This is a genomic window from Pantoea sp. SM3 (genome assembly GCF_000963995.1).
Lineage (GTDB): Bacteria > Pseudomonadota > Gammaproteobacteria > Enterobacterales > Enterobacteriaceae > Pantoea > Pantoea rwandensis_B.
Genome location: NZ_JZRD01000025.1, coordinates 12,377 through 34,375 on the forward strand (window position 1 = coordinate 12,377; position 21,999 = coordinate 34,375).

Consider the following 21,999-nt stretch of genomic DNA (forward strand, 5'->3'; position numbering starts at 1 on the left):
CGGTTTAGATTCTTAACGCTCATCCCGCTCGCTTGCGGGGATGCTTTGTCAGGATTCGGTATTCTGTTCCTCATCCTCTGAATCTGACGCCTTGCGCCCTTTACCCACATAGTAACGGGAGAAGAATACGCCGACTTCAAACAGGCAGTACATCGGAATAGCGAGCAAAGTTTGCGAGAAAACATCCGGCGGTGTGAGCAACATCCCAACAACGAACGCGCCAACCAGCATGTAAGGACGTTTCTTTTTCAAATCCTCTGGCGACGTAATGCCCGTCCAGCACAGCAAGACAATCGCAATCGGCACTTCAAAGGCCACGCCAAACGCCATGAAGATAGTCATCACGAAGTCGAGGTAATTGGTGATATCGGTGGCGATGGTGACGCCCTGCGGCGCGGTTTTGGCGAAGAAGCCAAACGCCAGCGGGAACACGATGAAGTAAGCGAAAGCCACGCCAACGTAGAACAGCAGCGTACTGGAGAACAGCAGCGGCATCACTAGCTTACGCTCATGGCGATACAGCGCAGGCGCCACAAAAGCCCACACCTGATACAAGATCACCGGCACCGCAAGGAACACCGAAACAATGATGGTGAGCTTAATGGGGGTGAAGAACGGTGAAGCCACGTCGGTGGCGATCATGCTGGCACCGGCCGGCATCTGGCTAATCAGCGGCGAAGCCACTAAGTGATAGATGTCGTTGGCGAAATAAACCAGGCACAAAAAGATAGCAAACACCGCAATAATGCAGTTCAGCAGACGCTTACGCAGCTCAATCAGGTGGCTGATGAGCGGTTGGGTATCTTCAACGGCCATGTTTATCTTTCATCTTTTACGGTGGGAGTGGGCGTCGCATTCTGCGCGGTATTAACAGGTGCCGCAGCCTCTGCTGTTACCGGTTGAGGTTTCTGAGCCGGTGCGCTGGCCGGGTGCTCTGCCGTTACCGTCTGAGGTGCCTGAGCCGGTGCGCTGGCCTGGTGCTCTGCCGTTGCCGTCTGAGGTGCCTGAGCCGGTGCGCTGGCCTGGTGCTCTGCCGTTACCGTCTGAGGTGCCTGAGCCGGTGCGCTGGCCTGGTGCTCTGCGGCCGCTGGGGTAACCGGCGGCTGGCTCGCCGTGACAGATTGTGCGGATACAGAAGACGGCTGATGAATGGTATTCGCTTCATCTTCCGCTTTCTCGATATCGATGCTCTGCTGCACAGAACGCTTCATCGAGTCGGCGGTTTTACGCAGTTCTTCCATCGACTCTTTCAGTTCCGGCGAAAGCGAGCCACGACCCGCCTCTTCGACCTTTTTCAGGCTGTCCTGCAATTCCTGCAGTTTCAGCTCCTGCGCCAGTTCGTTTTGCACGTTAGCAGCCAGGGAGCGAATCGCCCGAATCCAGCCGACGACGGTTTTCACCGCAACCGGTAATCGTTGCGGGCCAAGAACGATCAGCCCGATAACGAACACCAATACCAGTTCACTAAAACCAATATCGAACACAGTTAACCCTTACTTGTCCCGGGCGTCGTCTTTGCTCGCCGAGGTTTGCTGTTTGTCTGCCAGAGTCTTGGCGTTAAAGTCAGCGTCCTGCTCTTTCGGCTGATCCTTTTTATCGTCTTCATCGCCCATGGCTTTTTTGAAACCACGAATGGAAGAACCTAAATCCGAACCCAGGTTACGAAGTTTATTGGTACCGAACAGAAGAACAACAATGACGGCAATGATTAACAATTGCCAAATACTGATACCGCCCATGAGATATGCCTCTAATATTCTGTGAAAAACTTTGAATTGAAACGCACAGAAAGCCCGTATGAGTTCGGGCTTTAGCCTGCGACATTACGCGATTTGCACCAGGCAAACAATCAGTTTGTCTTGCGCCAGCCTATCAGCCAGGTGACGATGCCAGCGGCCATTAATAGCGCTGGGAAGAAATCCCAGTCGGGTCGACTTAACAGCACTGCGGTGCCACTTAATAACAGTGTAGCCCCTACGCCAAACAGATAACGTGCCTTGTGATGGCGCGTGCGCTGTGCATTCATATCGCTGACCAGTTTATCGACGCTGTGCTGCAATAATTTATGCTGACGCATGCTGTCGTAGAACAGTTCAGGTAGCTCCGGCAGTTTTTCGGCCCAGAATGGCGCCTTCTCTTTCACCGCACGCAGAATGGCAGGAATGCCGATTTGATCTTTGATCCAATCTTCAAGGAACGGCTTTGCGGTTTTCCACAGGTCGAGCTGAGGATAGAGCTGACGGCCAATGCCTTCAATGTACAGCAGCGTTTTCTGCAACAGCACCAGCTGCGGCTGCACTTCCATATTGAAGCGACGCGCCGTGTTGAACAGGTTCAGCAGCACGTGGCCAAATGAAATCTCAGCCAGCGGCTTCTCGAAAATTGGCTCACACACGGTACGAATGGCGAACTCAAAATCTTCTACATTGGTATCCGGGGGAACCCAGCCTGAATCCACGTGCAGTTCCGCCACTTTGCGGTAGTCACGATTAAAGAAGGCAATGAAGTTTTCCGCCAGATAGCGCTTATCTTCTTTATTCAGCGAACCGACAATACCGCAGTCAATCGCGATGTACTGCGGATTTTCTGGATGGTCGTAGCTGACGAAGATATTGCCGGGATGCATGTCCGCATGGAAGAAGCTATCGCGGAACACCTGGGTGAAGAACACCTGCACACCGCGTTCTGCCAGCAGCTTCATGTTGACGCCATGCTTCTCCAGCGTCGCCACATCGGAAATCGGAATGCCGTAAATGCGCTCCATCACCATCATCGATTCGCTGCAGTAATCTGAAAACACTTCCGGCACATACAGCATCGGGCTCTGCTCGAAGTTGCGACGCAGCTGAATAGCGTTCGCCGACTCGCGCAGCAGATTGAGTTCATCAATCAGGGTCTTTTCGTAATCGCGCACCACTTCAACCGGGCGCAGACGACGACCATCCGGCAACAGGCGAGGAACCCAATGCGCCATACGGTAGATCAGCTTCATATCCGCTTTGATCACCGGCAGGATGTCCGGGCGAATCACTTTGATCACCACGTCACGGCCGTTAGACTTCAGCGTGGCCGTATGCACCTGCGCGATAGACGCAGAAGCCAGCGGCTTAATATCAAAGTCGTCAAACCAGGTGTCGACAGGGCCGCCAATGGATTGTTCAATCTGCTGCTGGGCTTTCAGACCATCAAAAGGCGCCACGCGGTCCTGCAACACCGCCAGTTCATCGGCGATGGCCGGTGGGAAGAGATCGCGGCGCGTTGACAGCATTTGGCCAAATTTAATCCAGACCGGGCCAAGCTGCTCCATCGCCAGGCGAATACGCACGCCCGTCGATTCATTTTTGTGCTTGTTAGGGATCCAGAAGATGCAGCGCCGCCAGATGCGGAGCGGCAGTGTGATGCGCATGTGGGGGATCAGTTCATCAAGCCCGTAAGTCAGAAAGATCTTGATGATGAAGTATAAGCGCCGAATTTCTCCCAGCGTCATTTCGCCTCCAGCTGTGCTAAACGCGCTTCAAACGCATTAAGCGAACGTTCCATCGCTTCAACCTCTTCACAGAACCACGCCAGCTCCAGTGCGCCGGGGGCGACACGCCACTCTTCCGTCAGCACCTGACCGAGATAATCCTGCCGACGCGTCACCTGCTGCTGCACAAACTTCAGCGCCTGCTGAGCGGCCTGACTGACACCCTGCGCGGCAATGTCGCCGATCCATGGAGCCAAATACTCGGCCGGATCGAGTTCGGCGAGATCCATCAGTGCGGAGAATTGCTGCACGACCTGTAAATCGCCTTCCACATCCAGCTCGCCGCTGCGGATCAAACTGGTCAGCTGCTGGCGATCGCGCAGTTTTGGCAAAGTGCTGAGGCGTAAGCTGACACTACAATCGCTGCTGTCTTGCCAGTCACTCAACACATCCAGCTGGGATTCGCTAAACACCAGCACCAGCGGGAAATCCAGTTCCTGCAGGCGCAGCATGAGCACTTTACCCACCAGACGCTGACGCGCGGCTTTCAGGCTGCGATCACGATACAGAACACGATTGAGGGCGGTTTCAAGGCCGCCCGTGATAAGCGGGGTAAAAGTCATGATCAATCAGAACTTAAAGCCGCGATGCAACGCCACAATACCGCCGGTCATGTTGAAATAGGTGGTATTTTCAAAACCCACATCGTTCATCATCGCCTTCAGGGTTTCCTGGTCGGGATGCATACGAATCGATTCTGCCAGATAGCGATAGCTTTCGGCATCCTGCGCCACCAGTTGCCCAATACGCGGCAGGATGTGGAAGGAATAGGTATCGTAGGCTTTGCTCAGCGGTTCCAGCAGCGGTTTGGAAAACTCCAGCACCAGCAAGCGTCCACCTGGTTTCAGCACCCGGAACATCGAGGCCAGTGCCTTCTCTTTTTCGGTGACGTTACGCAAACCGAAAGAGATGGTGATGCAATCGAAATAGTTATCCGGGAACGGCAGCGCTTCGGCGTTGGCCTGCACATAGCTAACGTTGCCTGACACGCCCATGTTGCGCAGCTTCTCGCGGCCCATCTTCAGCATCGAGCTGTTGATATCAGCCAAAACGACCTGACCCGTCTCGCCCACCAGGCGAGAGAATTTTGCTGTCAAATCACCGGTACCGCCGGCCAGATCCAGCACACGCTGACCACGACGCACGCCGCTGCTGTCGATGGTAAAACGCTTCCAGACACGATGGATGCCAAACGACATCAAATCGTTCATCAGGTCATATTTTGCCGCTACGGAATGAAACACGTCCGCGACTTTATCGGCCTTTTCGCTTTTCGCGACGGTCTGAAAGCCAAAATGGGTAGTTTCCTGCTGTGATTCATCTGCCATCGGGTTTACCTGTTCCACAAACAATTCTTGCCGAAGTGTATCAGAGTCGCGCTACGCGAGCACGCGACCACCGTGCTATTCGTTGATGCGGCGCAGAGAAGCGGCGGAAGAATCTGCCACATTTTCATTGGGCTCGGGATCGTCCGCCCAATCTTCGCCCGCCTCTTCCGGTTGCGCTTGCTCCACCAATTGGGGATTGATCGGCCGTTTAATCTCCACACCTAACGCGCGGAAGGATTCGCTTTGCGCAATCAAATTGCCGCGCCCTTCTGACAGTTTTTTCATCGCCTGGTGATAACTCTGCTGCGCTTTATCGAGGCTGTGACCGATACCGCTCATATCATCCACAAACAGTCGCATTTTATCGTACAACCGGGTAGCTCGGTCGGCGATGCGTTGTGCATTGCGACTCTGGTGCTCATAACGCCACAGGTTGTTGATGGTGCGCAGTGCCACCAGTAATGTCGTCGGGCTTACCAGCATAATGTTTTGCTGCAACGCTTCGCTGATCAGCTCTGGCTGCCGATCAATCGCCAACAAGAACGCGGGCTCGACCGGAATAAACATCAACACATAATCCAGAGAGCGTAAACCGGGCAATTGTTGATAATCTTTTCGTCCCAGCAGCCGAATATGGCCGCGCATGGCGTTGACATGCTCCTGAATCGCCTGCTCACGTGTGGCTTCATCTTCTGCGTTGAAATAGCGTTCGTAAGCCACCAGCGTCATTTTGGCGTCAATCACCACATCCTTGCCCTGCGGCAACCGCACGATCACATCCGGTTGCATCCTGCCCTGCTGCTCCAACTGCACGCTGACCTGCGTCTGGTATTCGTAGCCTTCACGCAGACCGGAAGCTTCCAGCACCCGCGCCAGCACCACTTCGCCCCAGTTGCCCTGGATTTTATTGTCGCCTTTTAGCGCTTTGGTGAGGTTGACCGCTTCCTGCGCCATTTGCGCGTTAAGCTGCTGCAGTTGACGAATTTCATGGGCCAACGTATGGCGTTCGCGTGCTTCCTGGCCAAAGCTATCCGTCACCTGACGACGGAAACCATCCAGCTGTTCACGCAGCGGACCAATCAGCCCGTTGAGGCTCTGCCGGTTTTGCTCATCCACCCGACGTCCGCTGTTTTCAAAGATGCGGTTGGCCAGATTCTCGAACTGTGCGCTGAGACGCTGTTCGCTGTTAGTGAGCAGGCGCTGCTTCTCTTCTGCGCCAAAACGCGTCTCTTCTAAACGGATGGTGACTTCACGCAGTTCAGCTTCCTGCGCACTGTTCACTTCCAGCTGATTACGCAATTCCCGGCTAAGCTGTTCGCTCTCACCACGCCAGTAATCGAGCTGTTGCAGCCGTTCCTGTGCACCGCTAAGCGTGCCATGGAGCTGCCGCAGTTCTTGCTCGCGCTGCTGAATTTGCTGCTGTAACAGTTCGAGTTGCTGCTGCTGGCGCTGTTGCGCCTCTTCCAGCAGGCGGCGTTCGGTAGTGAAGCTGGCGTACTGGTGTCCGGCACGCAACTGGGCCAAAATCCAGCCGAGGCCCAGTCCGGCCAGCGCCAGTGCGCCGCTAATGATAAGTTGCTGATCCATAATCCCCCCGCGGATCGTTTCGCTGAGGGAAAAGGTAAGTCGCTACTGTATGAATGTCCAGACTGTTGTGTAGCTGGCGTAGGATTTACAGCGCTTTCACCGTCAAATCACCCGCTTTCCACGCATCAATCAGGAAAAACGGCATCGGCAACAGCCATTCACTGCCCTTCACTTTGGCGGGATAGCACCAGCTTTGTCCATTGTGAGTGAGTTCAACCTGCTGCCAGCCGTTATCAACATTCTCCACCTTGCCCGCCATGCTGGAATATCCTGCGTTGCTGCCGACGTGAAAACGCTCGGTTTGCCAGCGAATTGGCGGGTGTGCGGGCCACGCCTGGGCATGATGGAATCGGAAGATATCGTCATGATTCAGCAGGCTTTCGCGCACCGTCGGCCACAACGCCACTTTGAGGAAGTACTGATCGGTGAAGCGTTCACTGCCGCTGTACTGGCCGATAAAGTCGCGTATCTGCTGCTCAACGTTATGGAACACGCCATGACAGCCGCCCCACATGCCCGCCAGCAGCAGTTCGGTATGCGTAAAGTAATCACGCATATGATGGAACCAGCATGGCGATTGCAGCCAGGCTTCTACAGCCGCCACTTCACGCTCCGACAGCAGGGAGTCCGCATCTCGCACGATATAACGTTTTACGCGGGGATCATCCATCACCAGAAAGCGCCACAGCGTCGGGAATAGGGTCTTCTCATGTGACATATCCACTAACTGGACATTCGGCTGCTTTAGACGCTGCCAGACATGTTGCGGCACGCTGTCGTCAAGATAGATGCGACACATCCAACCGGGATAGAACTCGCGCGCAACGTCGATATTTTTGATCAGCGTTTCACAGTAGCGCGGTTGGCCGCCATACAGACTGAAAGAGATGATATTTTCAGTTGGATTCGTGGGATTGAAAGACGGCGGCGCTTCTGCGGGATACGCCACTGTGTGGCCCTGACGAAAGATCGCGTCAGACTTCTCCAGCGACTCGCGGCCGTAACGTGCCACTTCATCGTGCTTTTCCAGCCAGCCACATACTTCGGTTAAGCCATCGAGCCAGGTGTCGGAAGCCTGCGCACGCTGCGCTGCCGATGCCTGATAGATCTTTTGATAAGTTTTGTAGGATTTTTTGTACTCCCCCACGCGCATTAGCGTCAGCGCATAGTCACTCAGTACCTGCATATTTTGCGGCATGACGCGCAAAACTTCTTCACAGCACTGACGTGCCACGGGGAAATCAGAGACCGCCATCGCCTGGCGGAAACGTGCTGCCACGCTCTCAATACGAGACTGCGCAGCAGCGGGAGTAGGATTAAAGGCAGGACGCGGAGCAGAAACCGTTTTGCGCATAGTTGTTTTCTCAGTATCAGCTGAAAAACGTGCGCAATGTGATGGCAGCAGGGAATTCCTTATCCGTAATACCTGCTGCCTTGCGCACTAAATTAAGCGACGCGCGGCTTCTACAACAATTTTCACCGCATCGCTTTCGGTCTGTTGCATGGTCGCGGCATCCGGGATCTCTTTCTGCGTACGGTTAACGATGACACCCGCCACCATGCCCGCTCGCAGCCCCTGACTGGCGCACATGGTTAACAGTGTAGCGGATTCCATCTCATAGTTAAGAACCCCCATTTGCTGCCACTCTTGCATTGAGCCCTGGAAGCGATTCACCACACGTCCTGAGAACGTGTCGTAACGTTCCTGCCCCGGGTAGAAGGTGTCAGAAGAAGCGGTAATACCGATGTGTGTTTTGGCACCGCAGGCTTCTGCTGCGGCCACCAGCGCGGTGGTGCAGGTGAAATCGGCCACTGCCGGGAACTCCATCGGCGCAAAGTGCAGGCTGGCACCGTCAAGACGCACCGAAGCCGTGGTCACCAGCACGTCGCCGACATTGATATTCGGCTGGATCGCCCCGGTGGTGCCCACACGCAGGAAAGTGCGCACGCCGAGCTGCGCCAGTTCTTCTACCGCAATAGAGGTCGATGGACCGCCGATACCGGTAGAACATACCACCACCGGCTTGCCATCCACTTCCGCCAGGTAAGTGGTGAATTCACGGTGCGAAGCCAGATGCTGTGGATTATCCATCAGCGCAGCGATTTTTTTCACACGCTCCGGATCGCCGGGAACGATAGCCAGTGTGGCTCCTTTCAGATCGGCTTTAGTGATACCAAGGTGGAAAACGTCAGACTGGGCCATAACAGACTCCTGATAGATAAGGGATATGCGTGTCACTCTACGCCAGAGCGCCATATAAATATGTGATTTATTTCACCATCGACAATGAAACTTACATTATCAGGAAATTATTATGCGACTTTCATCACACATTGCAGCTCGGCAATTCCGAATTGCTACAAGCGGTACTGCGTAAGTTCGGGTGGCGGTGTTAATAGAGAAGAAGAACATAAGTACACATCCCTCTGAACCCTACGTCAGCCTTGCTCCTGGGCCAGGCTATAGTTACGTGATTGCGCACTTGCTAGCACGGAGAGAACAATGAAAACCGAAGACAATATGGCACAAAAATCAGCAGCCGGCGGCTTTGCCCCAGCCGTTCAGCCCATCGCCAGCAGCACCATTACCACCGTCAGTGACGCTATTCACACCGGTGAAACGTCTGTTCCCAGCCAGGGAGAGAACCTGCCAGCTTATTATGCCCGCCCCAAATCCTATGAAGGCAAGCTGCCGGTGATTCTGGTGGTGCAGGAGATTTTTGGCGTTCACGAGCATATTAAAGATATCTGCCGTCGTCTGGCGCTGGAAGGTTATCTGGCGGTTGCACCTGAGCTCTATTTCCGTGAAGGCGATCCTGGTGACTACAGTGATATCCCGACATTGTTCAAAGAACTGGTCAGCAAGGTGCCCGATTCTCAGGTGCTGTCCGATCTTGATCACGTTGCCAACTGGGCCGCACGACACGATGGCGATATTCGTCGCATGGCAATCACGGGCTTCTGCTGGGGCGGACGCATCAGTTGGCTGTTCGCCGCGCACAATCCGCAGGTGCGGGCGGCGGCGGCCTGGTATGGTCGGTTAGAGGGTGAGAAAACCCTCAAACAACAAAAACATCCTATCGATGTGGCTGTCGATCTTAACGCTCCGGTGCTGGGACTGTACGGCGGTCAGGATGAGAGCATCCCGCTAGAGAGCATTGATAAGATGCGTCAGGCGCTGCACGCCGCCAATGCCAAAGCGGAGATCGTGGTGTATCCGGAAGCGGGACACGCGTTTAATGCCGATTATCGCCCAAGCTACCATGCTGACTCGGCCGCTGATGGCTGGGCACGGATGCTGGCCTGGTTTAAGCAGTATGGCGTTGCACCCAACGCGTAATAACAAGGGGCGCTGCACGGCGCCCCTGTTTATCGCGATTACGCCGATTCTGCGCGCAGCTTTTTCGCGGCGGTCACCATGTTCGCCAGCGCCTGCCGGGTTTCACTCCAGCCACGAGTTTTCAGACCGCAGTCCGGGTTGACCCATAAACGCGCGGGCGGAATGCTTTGCGCCGCTTTGTGCAGCAGATCTTCAATCCATTCTACGCTGGGTACGTTCGGGGAATGAATGTCATACACACCGGGCCCAATTTCGTTCGGGTATTCGAACGCTTTAAACGCATCCAGCAATTCCATATCCGAGCGTGAGGTTTCGATGGTAATCACGTCCGCGTCCAGTGCCGCTATCGAATCCATGATGTCATTGAACTCGCAATAACACATGTGCGTGTGGATCTGCGTTTCATCCTGCGCCACAGCCGCGTTGAGGCGGAAGGCATCAACTGCCCAGGTCAGGTACGCCGCCCAATCCGACTGGTGCAATGGTAAGCCTTCGCGCAGAGCGGGTTCATCAATCTGAATGATCCCGATCCCGGCTTTTTCCAGGTCTTCCACTTCATCACGCAGCGCCAGTGCAATCTGTTTAGCAAGGGTTTCCCGCGTCACGTCTTCACGCGGGAATGACCAGCACAGAATCGTGACCGGGCCGGTGAGCATACCTTTCACTGGCTTTTCAGTCAGCGATTGCGCGTACTTCGCCCACTCAACGGTAATCGGCTGCGGACGACTGACATCACCGATGATCACCGGCGGCTTCACACAGCGAGAGCCATAGCTTTGCACCCAGCCATTTTGCGTAAACACGAAGCCATCGAGGTTTTCGCCGAAGTATTCCACCATGTCATTACGCTCAGCTTCGCCGTGCACCAGCACATCCAGCCCGAGCCGTTCCTGCTCAGCAATCGCCTGCTTGATGTGCTCCGCGATGCCGGTGCGATAGTGGCCTCCATCGATATTGCCTTTTTTGAAGTCGAGTCGCAGGCCGCGAATTTCGGTGGTTTGCGGGAAGGATCCAATTGTGGTGGTCGGCCAGGCAGGCAGATTAAAGCGATGGCGCTGCGCTTTGGCGCGTTCGTCATAGTGGCTGGCGCGCTCAACGTCTTTGGCCTGAATATTCGCCAGACGTGCACCCACTGCGGCATTATGCACGCGCGAAGAATGAGAACGGGCACGAATCGGCGCGCTCCACTCCGTCAGCGAGGCCGCATCGTTATTATTGAGCGCCTGGCTCAACAACCTCAGCTCAGCACACTTCTGTAAAGCAAAGGCAAACCAGCTTTTCACTTCCGCATCGAGCCGGGTTTCGACACTGAGATCGATCGGGCTGTGCAGCAGCGAGCAGGAGGAACCAATCCACAGATTTTTACGCTGCCCGACCAGCGGTTTCAGGCGATCGAACCAGCGGCTGAGATCGGCACGCCAGACATTGCGGCCGTTGATCACCCCGACTGAGAGCAGCCAGTCGGTGGGGAGTTGTTGGTGAATATGCTGGATGTCATCTTTGCCATGCACCAGGTCAACGTGCAAACCTTGAACCGGCAGCGTCTTAATCACATCGAGATTTTGACCAATGCTGTCAAAGTAGGTCGTCAGTAGCAGTTTTACATGACCTTGCAGCGCATCGTAGGCAGGCTTGAACGCCTCACGCCATTCCTGTGGCAGCTCGAGCACCAGCGCGGGTTCATCTATCTGCACCCATTCAACACCGCGCTGATGCAGTTCAGCCAGCACTTGCTGATAGACCGGCAGAATCGCTTTCAGCAACGACAGGCGGTCAAACGGCTCACCTTTGACTTTGCCCAACCACAGGTAAGTGACCGGTCCCAGCAGCACCGGTTTGATAGGGTGGCCCAGCGCCAATGCTTCGTCCACTTCCTCGAGCAGCTGTGTCCAGCTCAGTGAGAACTGCTGGCCTTGCGTGAATTCCGGCACCATATAGTGATAGTTGGTGTTGAACCATTTGGTCATTTCAGCGGCGGCGGCAGGCTCGCCGCTGGGTGCGCGGCCACGTCCCAGACGGAACAGCGTATCGAGATCGACCGATCCATCCTGGTTCTGATGGCGCGCCGGCACATTGCCCAGCATCAGGCTGGTGGTCAGCACATGATCGTACCAGGCGAAATCGCCCACGGGCAGCAGATCCACCCCCGCGTCTTTCTGCTGTTGCCAGTGACGAGCGCGCAGCTCGCGCCCCACGGCCAGCAGTGCTTCCTGTGAGCTGTTGCCTGCCCAGTAGCTTTCCTGTGCTTTTTTCAGTTCACGACGCAGACCGACACGAGGGAAACCGAGCGTATGGTTCAGAATGGTCATTTAGTGATCTCCAGATATGCTTAACGAGTCGAGCCCGTTTACGTTCATCCAGCGAGTGAAATTGCCGTCCGCTGAACGCCTGAACTGGACGAAAGTCATATGGCGGTGGCGCTTGCTTGAGATGTTTAGCCGTCCAGATGTTTACACCGCCATAATCTGCGGGTACTGTATGTTCCTCAAGCGCAATTTGTTCAATCTCGATGTGAAGGACTCTCATGATCGAACTCAAACACCTGAGAACGCTGCAGGCGTTGCAGAATACCGGCTCGTTGGCCGCTGCCGCCGCTCAGCTTCATCAGACACAATCGGCGTTATCTCATCAGTTCAGCGATCTGGAACAGCGGCTGGGCTTTCGCCTGTTTGTGCGCAAGAGCCAGCCGTTGCGGTTTACGCCGCAGGGGGAAATCATGCTGCAGTTGGCCGAGCAGATTTTGCCGCAGATTCAGCAGGCGTTGCAGGCATGCCACGAGCCGCATCAGACCACGCTGCGCATTGCCATTGAGTGCCACAGCTGCATTCAGTGGCTGACGCCGGCCCTCAATAATTTTCGCCAGAGCTGGCCACAAGTGGTGGTCGATTTTAAATCGGGCGTGACTTTTGATCCCCAGCCCGCCTTGCAGCAGGGCGAACTGGATGTGGTGTTGACCTCCGATATCTTGCCGCGCAGCGGTTTGTTCTATACGCCGATGTTTGATTTTGAGGTGCGTCTGGTGCTGGCCCCGGACCATCCGCTGGCAAAGCTGGAACATATCTCACCAGAAGATTTAGCCGATGAGGTGCTGATGATCTATCCGGTGCAGCGTCAGCGTCTCGATATCTGGCGTCATTTCCTGCAGCCTGCAGGTATCAGTCCGGCGTTGAAGAGTGTGGACAACACGTTGTTGCTGATTCAGATGGTGTCAGCACAGATGGGTATTGCGGCCCTTCCGCATTGGGTGGTGGAGAGTTTTGAAAAGCAGGGTCTGGTGGTGACCAAAACATTGGGTGAGGGTTTGTGGAGCCGTTTATATGCCGCCGTGCGCGATGGTGAGCAGCGTCAGCCGGTGTTAGAAGCCTTTGTGCGCTTCGCCCGCCAGCACGCCTGTGACCATCTGCCATTTGTACGCGATGCCGCTCGCCCGGGTTCATTGCAGTCAATTTCTTGATCATCTCTTGGGCGACCTGTGTCGCCCATGCTGTTATCCCTGCCCGGCCTGCTCTATAATGCGCCGCCTCAATCCGCGACCAAGAGAGTTTCACCATGACGAGTAACGATGTTCTGCGCAGCGTGCGCTATATGCTTGATTTAAGCGATAGCAAAGTGGTGGAGATTTTTGCCTTAGCGGGCAGTGAAGTGCCGCTGGAGGATGTGCAGGCGTGGATGAAGAAGGATGAGGATGCGGCGTTCCGTAAGTTGCCGGACGTGCTGATGGGCTATTTCCTCAACGGTTTGATTTTCTTCCGTCGCGGTAAGAGTGAAGATGCGCCCGCACCTTCGGTTGAACGCCGTATGAATAACAATATTTTCATTAAGAAGCTTCGTATCGCGTTTGCGCTGAAGACCACGGATATTCCCGTGGTGCTGGAGAAGGCAAACTTTAAGATTTCACAGGCTGAAGTCGGTGCGATTTTCCGCAATCCAGATCATAAGAACTACCGCGAGTGCGGTGACCAGATTCTGCGTAACTTTTTGAAGGGACTGACGATGATGAATCGTCCAGGGCCGGCTAAGAAGGCGTAATCGCTGCTGCTTTTGTGCTCTGTCAGGGAAGGGCTGATTGCTATGTGCTAGCGCTCAGTCAGGGATAGCGTGGCAGATCGCAAAGGAATCCCACATCCCTGTGGATCGGCCTCGCCATCCATGGCTCGGACGCTTTGCTCCTCTGCCACGCTATCCCTTCCCTTAAGCTTTGAGCGTCGCTTTGATATCAGGTCAGATGCAGGCCGCTCCGATCACGAAAGAATCTTACTTCCCTGTGGATCGGACGCTTCACTCTTCGTAGCGACCTGTATCTTCCCGCTGGCTTAGGTGCTGCTTATTCGAAGATAGCGCAAAGCAACGTGCTTGTTAGCCATTCAGCTCGGCCATTTAGGCGTCGCTTTTGGACCCATGCCCCACCACCCAACGCTTGTGCACGTATAGCGAAGCGAAAATGACAATCGCCCCGGCAATAAAGCTCGGCCAGTGCGGTTTTTCCTGCCAGATCGCCAGGTTCACCAGCAAGCCCGCCGGCACGTGCATGTTGTTCATGATGCCCAGCGTACCCGCATCGACCTGCGTCGCACCGTAGTTCCACATAAAATAGCCCAGCCCGGAAGCCGCCACGCCCAGCCACACCAGAATGCCCCACTGCAGTGAGGTGGTCGGCAGTTTGTTCGGGTTACCCCAAAAGCTCCACGCAATGATGGCGATGATCACCGCGCCAAGATAGAACCACGAGAAGGCCGTGTGTTGCGGCATTGGGCGGGTTTCCTGCAGGCGCTTGTAGCCGACCATACCGATGGCAAAGCAGATGTTTGCCGCCTGCACCAGCAGCAAACCGAACCAGAAATGATCGCTAACTTTGTCATAGCGAATGATGGCCGCACCGGCTACCGCCAGCAGCGCGCTGAAGGCATAGCCGATTCGCAGCCGACGTCTGCTGAGCAAATCGTAAATGAGCGTGACGTAGAGCGGCGTCATCACGGTGAACAACAGGAATTCTGTCACGCTGAGGTAGGTATAAGCCTCAAAACTCAGCAGATACATGACGCCGAGTTGCAGCATTCCCACCAGCATGTACAGCAGGATGGTTGAGGCGCGATAGCCCTTCCAGCGCAGGAAGGGCAAAAAAACGAGCGCAGCCAACCCAAGGCGCATCAACACAGAGAACCAGGAGTCAACCTGGCCCGCAAGGTATTCCCCTATCAAACTAAAGGAAAAAGCCCACAAAATGGTGGTAACGATCAGTAACAGCACGGTATTGATCCCAAAATGAACAGTGGCGCTAGTGTAAACAAACTGTCGTGGACGGGCTGAAATTTCTGGTTGACGAGTGGTCAAATTAAAATCAAACAAATCGCCGAATCCCCTCATCTCATTGAGATGAGGTCCACTGCCGAAATCAGCTCGCGGATTGCGGATGCAGTGAATGTCATTCGACGCAGCAACGGATTACCCTTTCAAACCCAAAAGCCCCGACGCTTCATGCGCGAATACCAACATTTTCTGGTTTAAATCGCTCTTTAATGTCATCAAACTGTAACAATTGTGTCACACATCACAGTAACGTGGCGTAACCATCACTATCCTTTGCGCGAAATGGAACTTTGGTTTTGTTGTTACGCCAGAGGGCTTTTGACCCAACCTGCTGGGAATTTAAAAAAATATCGCGCCCTGGAGGGCCACATTCATGTTGAGTATCTTCAAACCGGCACCGCATCAGCCGCAAGTCGCTGACGATCGTGTCGATCCGCTTTATCGTCGGCTACGCTGGCAAATCTTCATCGGCATTTTCTTTGGCTATGCCGCCTATTACCTGGTCCGTAAAAACTTTGCGCTAGCGATGCCCTATTTAGTTGAGCAGGGCTTTTCACGCGGCGATCTTGGCTTTGCGCTGTCCGGAATCTCCATCGCCTACGGTTTTTCCAAGTTCATCATGGGTTCCGTCTCTGACCGTTCAAATCCGCGCGTCTTTTTACCTGCCGGACTGATTCTGGCGGCTGCGGTGATGCTCTTTATGGGCTTTGTGCCGTGGGCCACCTCCAGCATCATGGTGATGTTTGTGCTGCTGTTCCTGTGCGGTTGGTTCCAGGGTATGGGTTGGCCGCCATGCGGGCGCACCATGGTGCACTGGTGGTCACAGAAGGAGCGCGGCGGGATTGTCTCGGTGTGGAACTGCGCCCATAACGTGGGCGGCGGCATTCCCCCACTGCTGTTCCTGCTGGGTATGGCGTGGTTTAACGACTGGAAAGCCGCACTCTATATGCCGGCGTTTGGTGCCATCCTCATCGCCATTATTGCCTTTGCCCTGATGCGCGATACGCCGCAGTCTTGTGGCCTGCCACCGATTGAAGCTTACAAGAACGACTACCCGCCCGATTACAACGACAACCACGAGCAGGAGTTAACGGCAAAGCAGATTTTCATGCAGTACATCCTGCCCAATAAGCTGCTGTGGTATATCGCGCTGGCTAACGTGTTTGTCTACCTGCTGCGTTACGGCATTCTCGACTGGTCACCCACTTACCTGAAAGAGGTGAAGCACTTCACGCTGGATAAATCTTCGTGGGCTTACTTCTTCTATGAATATGCAGGCATTCCCGGCACCCTGCTGTGCGGCTGGATGTCGGACAAGGTGTTCCGAGGCAATCGTGGCGCGACCGGCGTGTTCTTTATGACGCTGGTGACCATCGCGACGGTGGTGTACTGGCTTAACCCGCCAGGCAATCCAGGTATCGATATGCTGTGCATGATCGTCATTGGTTTCCTGATTTACGGCCCGGTGATGCTGATTGGTCTGCACGCGCTGGAGTTGGCGCCGAAAAAAGCGGCTGGAACCGCCGCGGGCTTTACCGGTTTGTTTGGTTATCTTGGTGGATCGGTGGCAGCCAGTGCGATTGTCGGTTACACCGTGGATTACTTCGGCTGGGATGGTGGCTTCATGGTGATGATTGCCGGATCGGTGTTAGCCGTGATTTTACTGCTGCTCACCATGATCAGTGAACATAAGCACAAGAAGCAGATGGCATAACGAGAATGGGCCGGTGATTCCGGCCCATTTTTTTAAGCAAGGAACAGCTTGCGCAGCGTATGCGGCACCGCATCTTCAGCATTGCTGCCAATCACTTCTAACGTTGGCAGCGTATCTTTCAGGCGCTGGTGCGCGTTGCGCATAATGCAGCCTTTACCTGCCATGCTCAGCATTTCAACGTCATTCATGCCATCGCCAAAAGCGATGCACTCTTTCAATGAGTATCCGAGTTGTTTGGCTACGGCTTCCAGTGCATGCCCTTTCGATACACCACCCGCCATCACTTCCAGACAGGTCGGCAGTGAGAAACTGACATTCACGCGATCGCCCCAGCGCGCTTCAATCGCCAGTTCCAGTGGCGCCAGACGCTCAGGATCGTCACAGGTAAAGAACACCTTGCTGATACCGTCGGTTTCCAGCATGCCTGGCTGGTACACCTGATAGTTAAACACCGACTCGCGGAAGTAGTCCTGTTCCTCCGGGCGATGGCGGCTCATATACCACTCATCGTCGCGATACACGTGTGTCAGGATATGCTCATCGTGATACTGCAGACCGTAGAGTTCGCTGGCGATATCGGCGTCGAGGTTATGGCTAAACACCAGTTCACCTGCTGCATTGTGCACGCGAGCACCGTTAGAGGTGATCATGTACGCCGGAATGCCGAGGTTATCGCGCATCTGGCCCACGTCGATATAGTGACGACCGGTGGCGAAAACGAAGTGGACATCTTGCGCCACCAGTTCCTGCAGCGTGGTGCGAGCAAAAGGTGTCAGACGGTGTTCCGGTGAGAGCAGCGTGCCATCCAGGTCGGATGCGACGATGTGGTACATGTAAACCTCTGGTATTGATGTCGGAAAATGAGTTAAACGTGGCGCTCGAAAAAATCGACCACCAGGTTAAGCGCTTCAGCGCGCATGGCGTCTGTTTCGAACAAAATCTCGTGACGCGCGCCTTGAATCACATACGGCACGATTCCTTCGCAGGGATGTCCCGCATCGGCCATCGCCGTACAAAAAATATCTTGTGCGCGGTTATCCACCACATCGTCTTCGCTGGCCTGTAACACCAACGCCGGTGTGGTAATTTTCGCCGCCTGACTGATGATGCTGCGTCCGGCATAGACGCCTTCACGCACCCAATGATAGGTCGGCCCTCCCACACGCAACCCCGGATCGTCGGCGTAAAAACGCAGGTTGCGCCGATAGCGTTCACGACTGTGCGTCAGGCGATTAATGCCAAACGGGCTGGCCCGCCAGCGGCCGGTGCCGAGCGCATAGCGTTCGCGGATTGCCGGCAGTTTTTCCGCCCAGTCTAAAATCGGGTGCGCCATCCAGTCGGGCAACGGCAACACAATGCCAAACATCGGTGCCGAGAATACCGCCGCATGGAATGCCTGCGGCTGGCGCGCTAAAAACAGTGCCAAAATTGCACCGCCCATCGAATGCGCCAGCACGTAGCGTTGCTGATAATGGTTGCTGACTATCTCTTTCAGATACAGCGTTTCCAGATCGTCAACGTAATGGTTGAATTCCACTACATGCCCGCGATGAGAATCCGCCAGCAAGCGATCGGAACGGCCCTGCCCGCGATGGTCAATTATCACCACGTCATAGCCGCAGTGAAACAGATCGTAAGCCAGTTCCGGGTATTTGATATAGCTTTCGATGCGGCCGGGCACAATCAGGATGACACGGCGATGTTGCGGTGAGGTGAAACGAACATAGCGAATCTTCAGGTTACCGACGCCGGTAAATTCACACTCCTCACGACGTCGCCAGAAGTCGAGCAGCGGACCCGTAGCAAAGGCTGAAAAGCCTTTCTCACGCCCGAGCCAACTCTGTTTGAGATGCTGCATCCGTCCCCCTGAAAAAAAGCCTCATCGCGTGCCTGTACGCCATAGCGCACCGCGATATTCTGGCGTATTGTGTCACACTTCGTTCACTTCAGGGAATGTCACACATGACCATTGAATGGTGGTTAACTTACCTGTTGACCACAACTATCCTCAGTCTTTCACCCGGTTCTGGTGCAATCAACACCATGAGCACCGGCATTAGCCATGGCTATCGCGGCGCGACCGCTTCCATCACTGGCTTACAGCTGGGTCTGGCGATTCACATCGTGCTGGTCGGTGCCGGTTTGGGGGCGCTATTTTCACAATCGATCATGGCCTTTGAAGTGCTGAAGTGGGCAGGTGCCGCGTATTTGGTGTGGCTTGGGATTCAGCAGTGGCGTTCCGCAGGTGGTATTGATTTGGATGCCGTGGCGAAAGCGATGCCGCGTCGTCGTTTGTTCAAACGCGCTATCCTGGTGAATCTTACCAACCCGAAAAGCATCGTGTTTCTCGCCGCACTATTTCCGCAATTCATTCAGCCACACCAGCCGCAGCTCATGCAGTATCTGGTGCTCGGTGTCACCACCATCGTGGTTGATATTATTGTGATGATTGGTTACGCCACGCTGGCAACACGCATTGCGGGCTGGATTAAAGGGCCAAAACAGATGAAGCTGATGAACCGCACCTTTGGTGGCTTGTTTATGGCCGTCGGAGCCTTGCTGGCAAGTGCGCGCAGAATCGCGTAAGAGGTTTTGCAATCAGTCACACCGAGGGTAAATCGTCGGTGGTGCAGCCAGTTCGGCGCCGGCAAGCCGCACAAACCCCGGAACGTACACGCGGTACGTGAGGGGCGAGCTCTGCCCGGTGCCGAAATGGCAAGGAAAATCGATTTAACGAGAAATAATCAGGTGAATGCCGAATCCGGCAAATAGCACACCCGCCATGCCATCAACCCACTTCGCCATACGCTGATACTTATCCCGCATCCACGGCAGCGCGAAGATCGCCGCCACCAGCGTAAACCAGGCAAAGGTTTCACCCACGATCAGCATGAACAGGCCCCAGCGCTCCATCGCACCCACATCATTGCCGACAAACAGTGAAAACACGCTACCGAAGTAGATAATCGCTTTCGGGTTCGACAGATTAGTCAGAAAACCTTTCAGGAAACTCATACCTTTCTTTGGCAGTTCCACCACCGGCGCATTAACCTGTGGGGCTTTATGCTGCTGACGTGCTGAGCGCAGCAACTGCCAGCCCATCCACAGCAAGTACAAACCACCGCCCACCATGATGATTTCATGCAGCCAGGCCATTTTCTGCAGGATCAGATGCAGGCCCATCAGCGCCACACCCGCCCAGATGACGATCCCCAGCGTAATACCCAATACGCCCATCATCGCCTCTTTGCGCGAGCGGCTGGCCGCCGTTTGCGACACAAAGAAGAAGTCCGGGCCAGGGGTCATTAGCGCAACCAGATGCACCAGCGCGACAGTGGCGAATAACATCAACATGGTTTCTTTCCTTTACTCTTCATCGACATGTTCTTTGATCATCACCAGGAACGGTTTACCAAAACGTTCCAGCTTGCGATGACCGACACCGTTCACGCTCAACATTTCTGACGCGGTAATCGGCATTTGCTCCGCCATCTCAATCAATGTGGCATCGTTAAACACCACGTATGGCGGAATGTTAGATTCGTCGGCAATCGCCTTACGCAATTTGCGCAGCTTGCCAAACAAGGTGCGATCGTAATTGCCACTGTGCACTTTTGGCGAGCTGCTGCGGCTCTTCACCGTGACGATGCGCGGTACCGCCAGCATCAATGGCACTTCGGCACGCAATACCGGACGCGCCGCTTCCGTGAGCTGTAAAGCGGAGTGCATGGCAATATTTTGCGTCACCATACCAAGATGGATCAGCTGGCGCAGCACGCTGACCCAATGCTCCTGACTCTGCTCACGGCCGATGCCGTACACCGGCAATTTATCGTGCCCGTTATCGCGAATGCGATGGTTGGTGGAACCGCGCAGCACGTCGACAATATAGCCCATACCAAAGCGCTGGCCGGTACGATAAATGCTGGAAAGCGCCTTCTGCGCTTCCACTAAACCATCATATCGACGTGGAGGATCAAGGCAGATATCGCAGTTGCCGCACTGCTGCTGACGCCCTTCACCAAAGTAGTTGAGCAGCACTAAACGACGGCAGGTTTGCGCTTCGGCAAACGCGCCCATCGCATTGAGCTTGTGACGCTCAATATCCTGTAACGGGCCGGGCGCTTTCTCTTCCAGACATTTACGTAACCACGCCATATCCGCTGGATCGTAAAGCATCATCGCTTCGGCGGGCAGGCCATCACGCCCGGCGCGACCGGTTTCCTGATAGTAGGATTCGATATTGCGCGGAATATCAAAGTGCACCACGAAGCGCACATTAGGCTTATTGATGCCCATACCAAATGCCACGGTGGCAACCACAATTTGCAGGTCATCACGCTGGAAGGCTTCCTGCACGTGCGCGCGCTGGGCGCTGTCGATACCGGCGTGATACGCGCCGACACTCAGCCCACGGCTTTGCAGACGCGCGGCCGTGTCTTCCACTTTGGCACGGCTGTTACAGTAAATAATGCCGCTTTTACCCCGCTGCTCCTGCACATAGCGCAACAGCTGGTCGGTCGGTTTAAATTTTTCCACCAGCGTGTAGCGAATATTCGGGCGGTCAAAGCTGCTGATTTGAATCAGCGGATCGTCCATCTGCAACAGATGAGCGATGTCATTACGCGTGGTTTCGTCAGCGGTTGCCGTCAGCGCCATCACCGGCAGATCCGGGAAACGCTGACGCAGTTGACCAATCGAGCCATACTCCGGGCGGAAATCATGGCCCCATTGCGAGATACAGTGCGCCTCATCCACCGCCAGCATCACCGGATTCCACTGGTGCAGGCTGTCGAGGAAGTTATCCATCATCAGACGTTCAGGCGCGATATACAGCAGCTTCAGCTTACCGGTGCGACAATCCGCAAAGACCTGTTGCTGCTGCTCACGCGTCTGCGTCGAGTTGAGACACGCCGCTGCCACGCCGTTGGCCAGCAATTGATCGACCTGGTCCTTCATCAGTGATATCAGCGGTGAAACCACCAGCGTCAGCCCCTCGCGCACCAGCGCCGGGATTTGATAGCACAGCGATTTGCCGCCGCCGGTCGGCATCACCACCAGACAATCACGCCCTGCGAGCGCGGTTTCGATGATAGTTTGCTGACCGGGACGAAATTGCTGGTAGCCGAAGGTATCTTGTAATACCTGCTGCGCCAGCATTTCCTGATTAAGCACTGCCGATGTTGCCACGGTAATC

The 21,999-nt window shown here is 54.9% G+C and carries 20 protein-coding genes; 5 read left to right on the forward strand and 15 right to left on the reverse strand.

The window, feature by feature from the left end; genetic code table 11:
- Positions 1-48: 48 nt before the first annotated feature.
- The 9 genes from tatC to udp all read right to left on the reverse strand — a co-directional run bounded on the left by tatC (position 49) and on the right by udp (position 8,644).
- On the reverse strand, positions 49-816 hold the full coding sequence (tatC, locus tag VI01_RS15320; protein WP_038643773.1) for a Sec-independent protein translocase subunit TatC: 768 nt from the start codon (positions 814-816) through the stop codon (positions 49-51).
- Positions 817-818: 2 nt separating this feature from the next.
- A complete protein-coding gene (gene tatB / locus VI01_RS15325; protein ID WP_045815813.1) occupies positions 819-1,484 on the reverse strand; it encodes a Sec-independent protein translocase protein TatB in 666 nt (221 codons plus the stop codon).
- A gap of 9 nt (positions 1,485-1,493) precedes the next feature.
- On the reverse strand, positions 1,494-1,739 hold the full coding sequence (gene tatA, locus VI01_RS15330) for a Sec-independent protein translocase subunit TatA (protein WP_038643775.1): 246 nt from the start codon (positions 1,737-1,739) through the stop codon (positions 1,494-1,496).
- Between the two features lie 110 nt (positions 1,740-1,849).
- Complete coding sequence (gene ubiB / locus VI01_RS15335; protein ID WP_045815814.1) at positions 1,850-3,487, reverse strand: ubiquinone biosynthesis regulatory protein kinase UbiB; 1,638 nt, start codon at positions 3,485-3,487, stop codon at positions 1,850-1,852.
- On the reverse strand, positions 3,484-4,089 hold the full coding sequence (locus VI01_RS15340) for an SCP2 domain-containing protein (RefSeq protein ID WP_038643777.1): 606 nt from the start codon (positions 4,087-4,089) through the stop codon (positions 3,484-3,486). The genes ubiB and VI01_RS15340 overlap by 4 nt, the downstream gene beginning before the upstream one ends.
- A gap of 6 nt (positions 4,090-4,095) precedes the next feature.
- Positions 4,096-4,854 (reverse strand): bifunctional demethylmenaquinone methyltransferase/2-methoxy-6-polyprenyl-1,4-benzoquinol methylase UbiE, encoded by a 759-nt coding sequence (ubiE, locus tag VI01_RS15345; protein ID WP_038643778.1) that lies wholly within the window; start codon positions 4,852-4,854, stop codon positions 4,096-4,098.
- Between the two features lie 75 nt (positions 4,855-4,929).
- Positions 4,930-6,441, reverse strand: a complete 1,512-nt coding sequence (rmuC, locus tag VI01_RS15350; RefSeq protein WP_045815815.1) for a DNA recombination protein RmuC — start codon at positions 6,439-6,441, stop codon at positions 4,930-4,932.
- An 85-nt stretch (positions 6,442-6,526) separates the two neighbouring features.
- The gene (locus VI01_RS15355; protein WP_045815816.1) at positions 6,527-7,795 is read right to left on the reverse strand and encodes a tetratricopeptide repeat protein; all 1,269 of its coding nucleotides are present in this window, start codon (positions 7,793-7,795) and stop codon (positions 6,527-6,529) included.
- An 87-nt stretch (positions 7,796-7,882) separates the two neighbouring features.
- Positions 7,883-8,644, reverse strand: coding sequence for a uridine phosphorylase (gene udp, locus VI01_RS15360; RefSeq protein WP_045815817.1), 762 nt, complete (start codon positions 8,642-8,644; stop codon positions 7,883-7,885).
- Positions 8,645-8,944: 300 nt separating this feature from the next.
- Between udp and VI01_RS15365 the strand changes: the two genes are divergently transcribed.
- Positions 8,945-9,781: a dienelactone hydrolase family protein gene (locus tag VI01_RS15365; protein ID WP_038643782.1), complete on the forward strand. Its 837-nt coding sequence runs from the start codon at positions 8,945-8,947 to the stop codon at positions 9,779-9,781.
- A 38-nt stretch (positions 9,782-9,819) separates the two neighbouring features.
- On the opposite strand, the gene metE is transcribed toward VI01_RS15365, so the two are convergent.
- Entirely contained in the window at positions 9,820-12,090 is a 2,271-nt protein-coding gene (metE, locus tag VI01_RS15370) for a 5-methyltetrahydropteroyltriglutamate--homocysteine S-methyltransferase (protein ID WP_045815818.1), read from the reverse strand.
- Positions 12,091-12,305: 215 nt separating this feature from the next.
- Here metE and metR point away from each other — a divergent pair, with 215 nt between their 5' ends.
- Both metR and VI01_RS15380 read left to right on the forward strand, forming a co-directional pair.
- On the forward strand, positions 12,306-13,235 hold the full coding sequence (gene metR / locus VI01_RS15375) for an HTH-type transcriptional regulator MetR (protein ID WP_034827906.1): 930 nt from the start codon (positions 12,306-12,308) through the stop codon (positions 13,233-13,235).
- Positions 13,236-13,330: 95 nt separating this feature from the next.
- The gene (locus tag VI01_RS15380; protein WP_045815819.1) at positions 13,331-13,810 is read left to right on the forward strand and encodes a DUF1456 family protein; all 480 of its coding nucleotides are present in this window, start codon (positions 13,331-13,333) and stop codon (positions 13,808-13,810) included.
- A gap of 348 nt (positions 13,811-14,158) precedes the next feature.
- Here VI01_RS15380 and VI01_RS15385 read toward each other — a convergent pair whose 3' ends face one another.
- Complete coding sequence (locus VI01_RS15385; RefSeq protein ID WP_045815834.1) at positions 14,159-15,028, reverse strand: carboxylate/amino acid/amine transporter; 870 nt, start codon at positions 15,026-15,028, stop codon at positions 14,159-14,161.
- A gap of 433 nt (positions 15,029-15,461) precedes the next feature.
- On the opposite strand from VI01_RS15385, the gene glpT reads away from it, so the two are divergent.
- The gene (glpT, locus tag VI01_RS15390) at positions 15,462-16,802 is read left to right on the forward strand and encodes a glycerol-3-phosphate transporter (protein ID WP_038643785.1); all 1,341 of its coding nucleotides are present in this window, start codon (positions 15,462-15,464) and stop codon (positions 16,800-16,802) included.
- Between the two features lie 32 nt (positions 16,803-16,834).
- Here the strand turns inward: glpT and yigL are convergent, their stop codons facing one another.
- Both yigL and pldB read right to left on the reverse strand, forming a co-directional pair.
- Positions 16,835-17,635: a sugar/pyridoxal phosphate phosphatase YigL gene (gene yigL, locus VI01_RS15395; protein WP_038643786.1), complete on the reverse strand. Its 801-nt coding sequence runs from the start codon at positions 17,633-17,635 to the stop codon at positions 16,835-16,837.
- A 32-nt stretch (positions 17,636-17,667) separates the two neighbouring features.
- Positions 17,668-18,660: a lysophospholipase L2 gene (gene pldB, locus VI01_RS15400; RefSeq protein ID WP_045815820.1), complete on the reverse strand. Its 993-nt coding sequence runs from the start codon at positions 18,658-18,660 to the stop codon at positions 17,668-17,670.
- A gap of 104 nt (positions 18,661-18,764) precedes the next feature.
- Between pldB and rhtB the strand changes: the two genes are divergently transcribed.
- Positions 18,765-19,388 (forward strand): homoserine/homoserine lactone efflux protein, encoded by a 624-nt coding sequence (gene rhtB, locus VI01_RS15405; RefSeq protein ID WP_045815821.1) that lies wholly within the window; start codon positions 18,765-18,767, stop codon positions 19,386-19,388.
- Between the two features lie 144 nt (positions 19,389-19,532).
- On the opposite strand, the gene rhtC is transcribed toward rhtB, so the two are convergent.
- Both rhtC and recQ read right to left on the reverse strand, forming a co-directional pair.
- Entirely contained in the window at positions 19,533-20,156 is a 624-nt protein-coding gene (gene rhtC / locus VI01_RS15410) for a threonine export protein RhtC (protein WP_045815822.1), read from the reverse strand.
- 12 nt (positions 20,157-20,168) lie between these two features.
- Positions 20,169-21,992 (reverse strand): ATP-dependent DNA helicase RecQ, encoded by a 1,824-nt coding sequence (recQ, locus tag VI01_RS15415; protein WP_038643789.1) that lies wholly within the window; start codon positions 21,990-21,992, stop codon positions 20,169-20,171.
- Positions 21,993-21,999: the final 7 nt, after the last annotated feature.

Bases quoted from the DNA above. Each gene is read 5' to 3' on its own strand.
- rmuC (WP_045815815.1), bottom strand. From the start codon at position 6,441: ATGGATCAGCAACTTATCATTAGCGGCGCACTGGCGCTGGCCGGACTG.
- ubiE (WP_038643778.1), bottom strand. From the start codon at position 4,854: ATGGCAGATGAATCACAGCAGGAAACTACCCATTTTGGCTTTCAGACC.
- rhtC (WP_045815822.1), bottom strand. From the start codon at position 20,156: ATGTTGATGTTATTCGCCACTGTCGCGCTGGTGCATCTGGTTGCGCTA.
- rhtB (WP_045815821.1), top strand. From the start codon at position 18,765: ATGACCATTGAATGGTGGTTAACTTACCTGTTGACCACAACTATCCTC.
- VI01_RS15365 (WP_038643782.1), top strand. From the start codon at position 8,945: ATGAAAACCGAAGACAATATGGCACAAAAATCAGCAGCCGGCGGCTTT.
- metE (WP_045815818.1), bottom strand. From the start codon at position 12,090: ATGACCATTCTGAACCATACGCTCGGTTTCCCTCGTGTCGGTCTGCGT.
- udp (WP_045815817.1), bottom strand. From the start codon at position 8,644: ATGGCCCAGTCTGACGTTTTCCACCTTGGTATCACTAAAGCCGATCTG.
- VI01_RS15355 (WP_045815816.1), bottom strand. From the start codon at position 7,795: ATGCGCAAAACGGTTTCTGCTCCGCGTCCTGCCTTTAATCCTACTCCC.
- VI01_RS15340 (WP_038643777.1), bottom strand. From the start codon at position 4,089: ATGACTTTTACCCCGCTTATCACGGGCGGCCTTGAAACCGCCCTCAAT.
- yigL (WP_038643786.1), bottom strand. From the start codon at position 17,635: ATGTACCACATCGTCGCATCCGACCTGGATGGCACGCTGCTCTCACCG.
- metR (WP_034827906.1), top strand. From the start codon at position 12,306: ATGATCGAACTCAAACACCTGAGAACGCTGCAGGCGTTGCAGAATACC.
- ubiB (WP_045815814.1), bottom strand. From the start codon at position 3,487: ATGACGCTGGGAGAAATTCGGCGCTTATACTTCATCATCAAGATCTTT.
- pldB (WP_045815820.1), bottom strand. From the start codon at position 18,660: ATGCAGCATCTCAAACAGAGTTGGCTCGGGCGTGAGAAAGGCTTTTCA.
- tatA (WP_038643775.1), bottom strand. From the start codon at position 1,739: ATGGGCGGTATCAGTATTTGGCAATTGTTAATCATTGCCGTCATTGTT.
- glpT (WP_038643785.1), top strand. From the start codon at position 15,462: ATGTTGAGTATCTTCAAACCGGCACCGCATCAGCCGCAAGTCGCTGAC.
- VI01_RS15380 (WP_045815819.1), top strand. From the start codon at position 13,331: ATGACGAGTAACGATGTTCTGCGCAGCGTGCGCTATATGCTTGATTTA.
- tatC (WP_038643773.1), bottom strand. From the start codon at position 816: ATGGCCGTTGAAGATACCCAACCGCTCATCAGCCACCTGATTGAGCTG.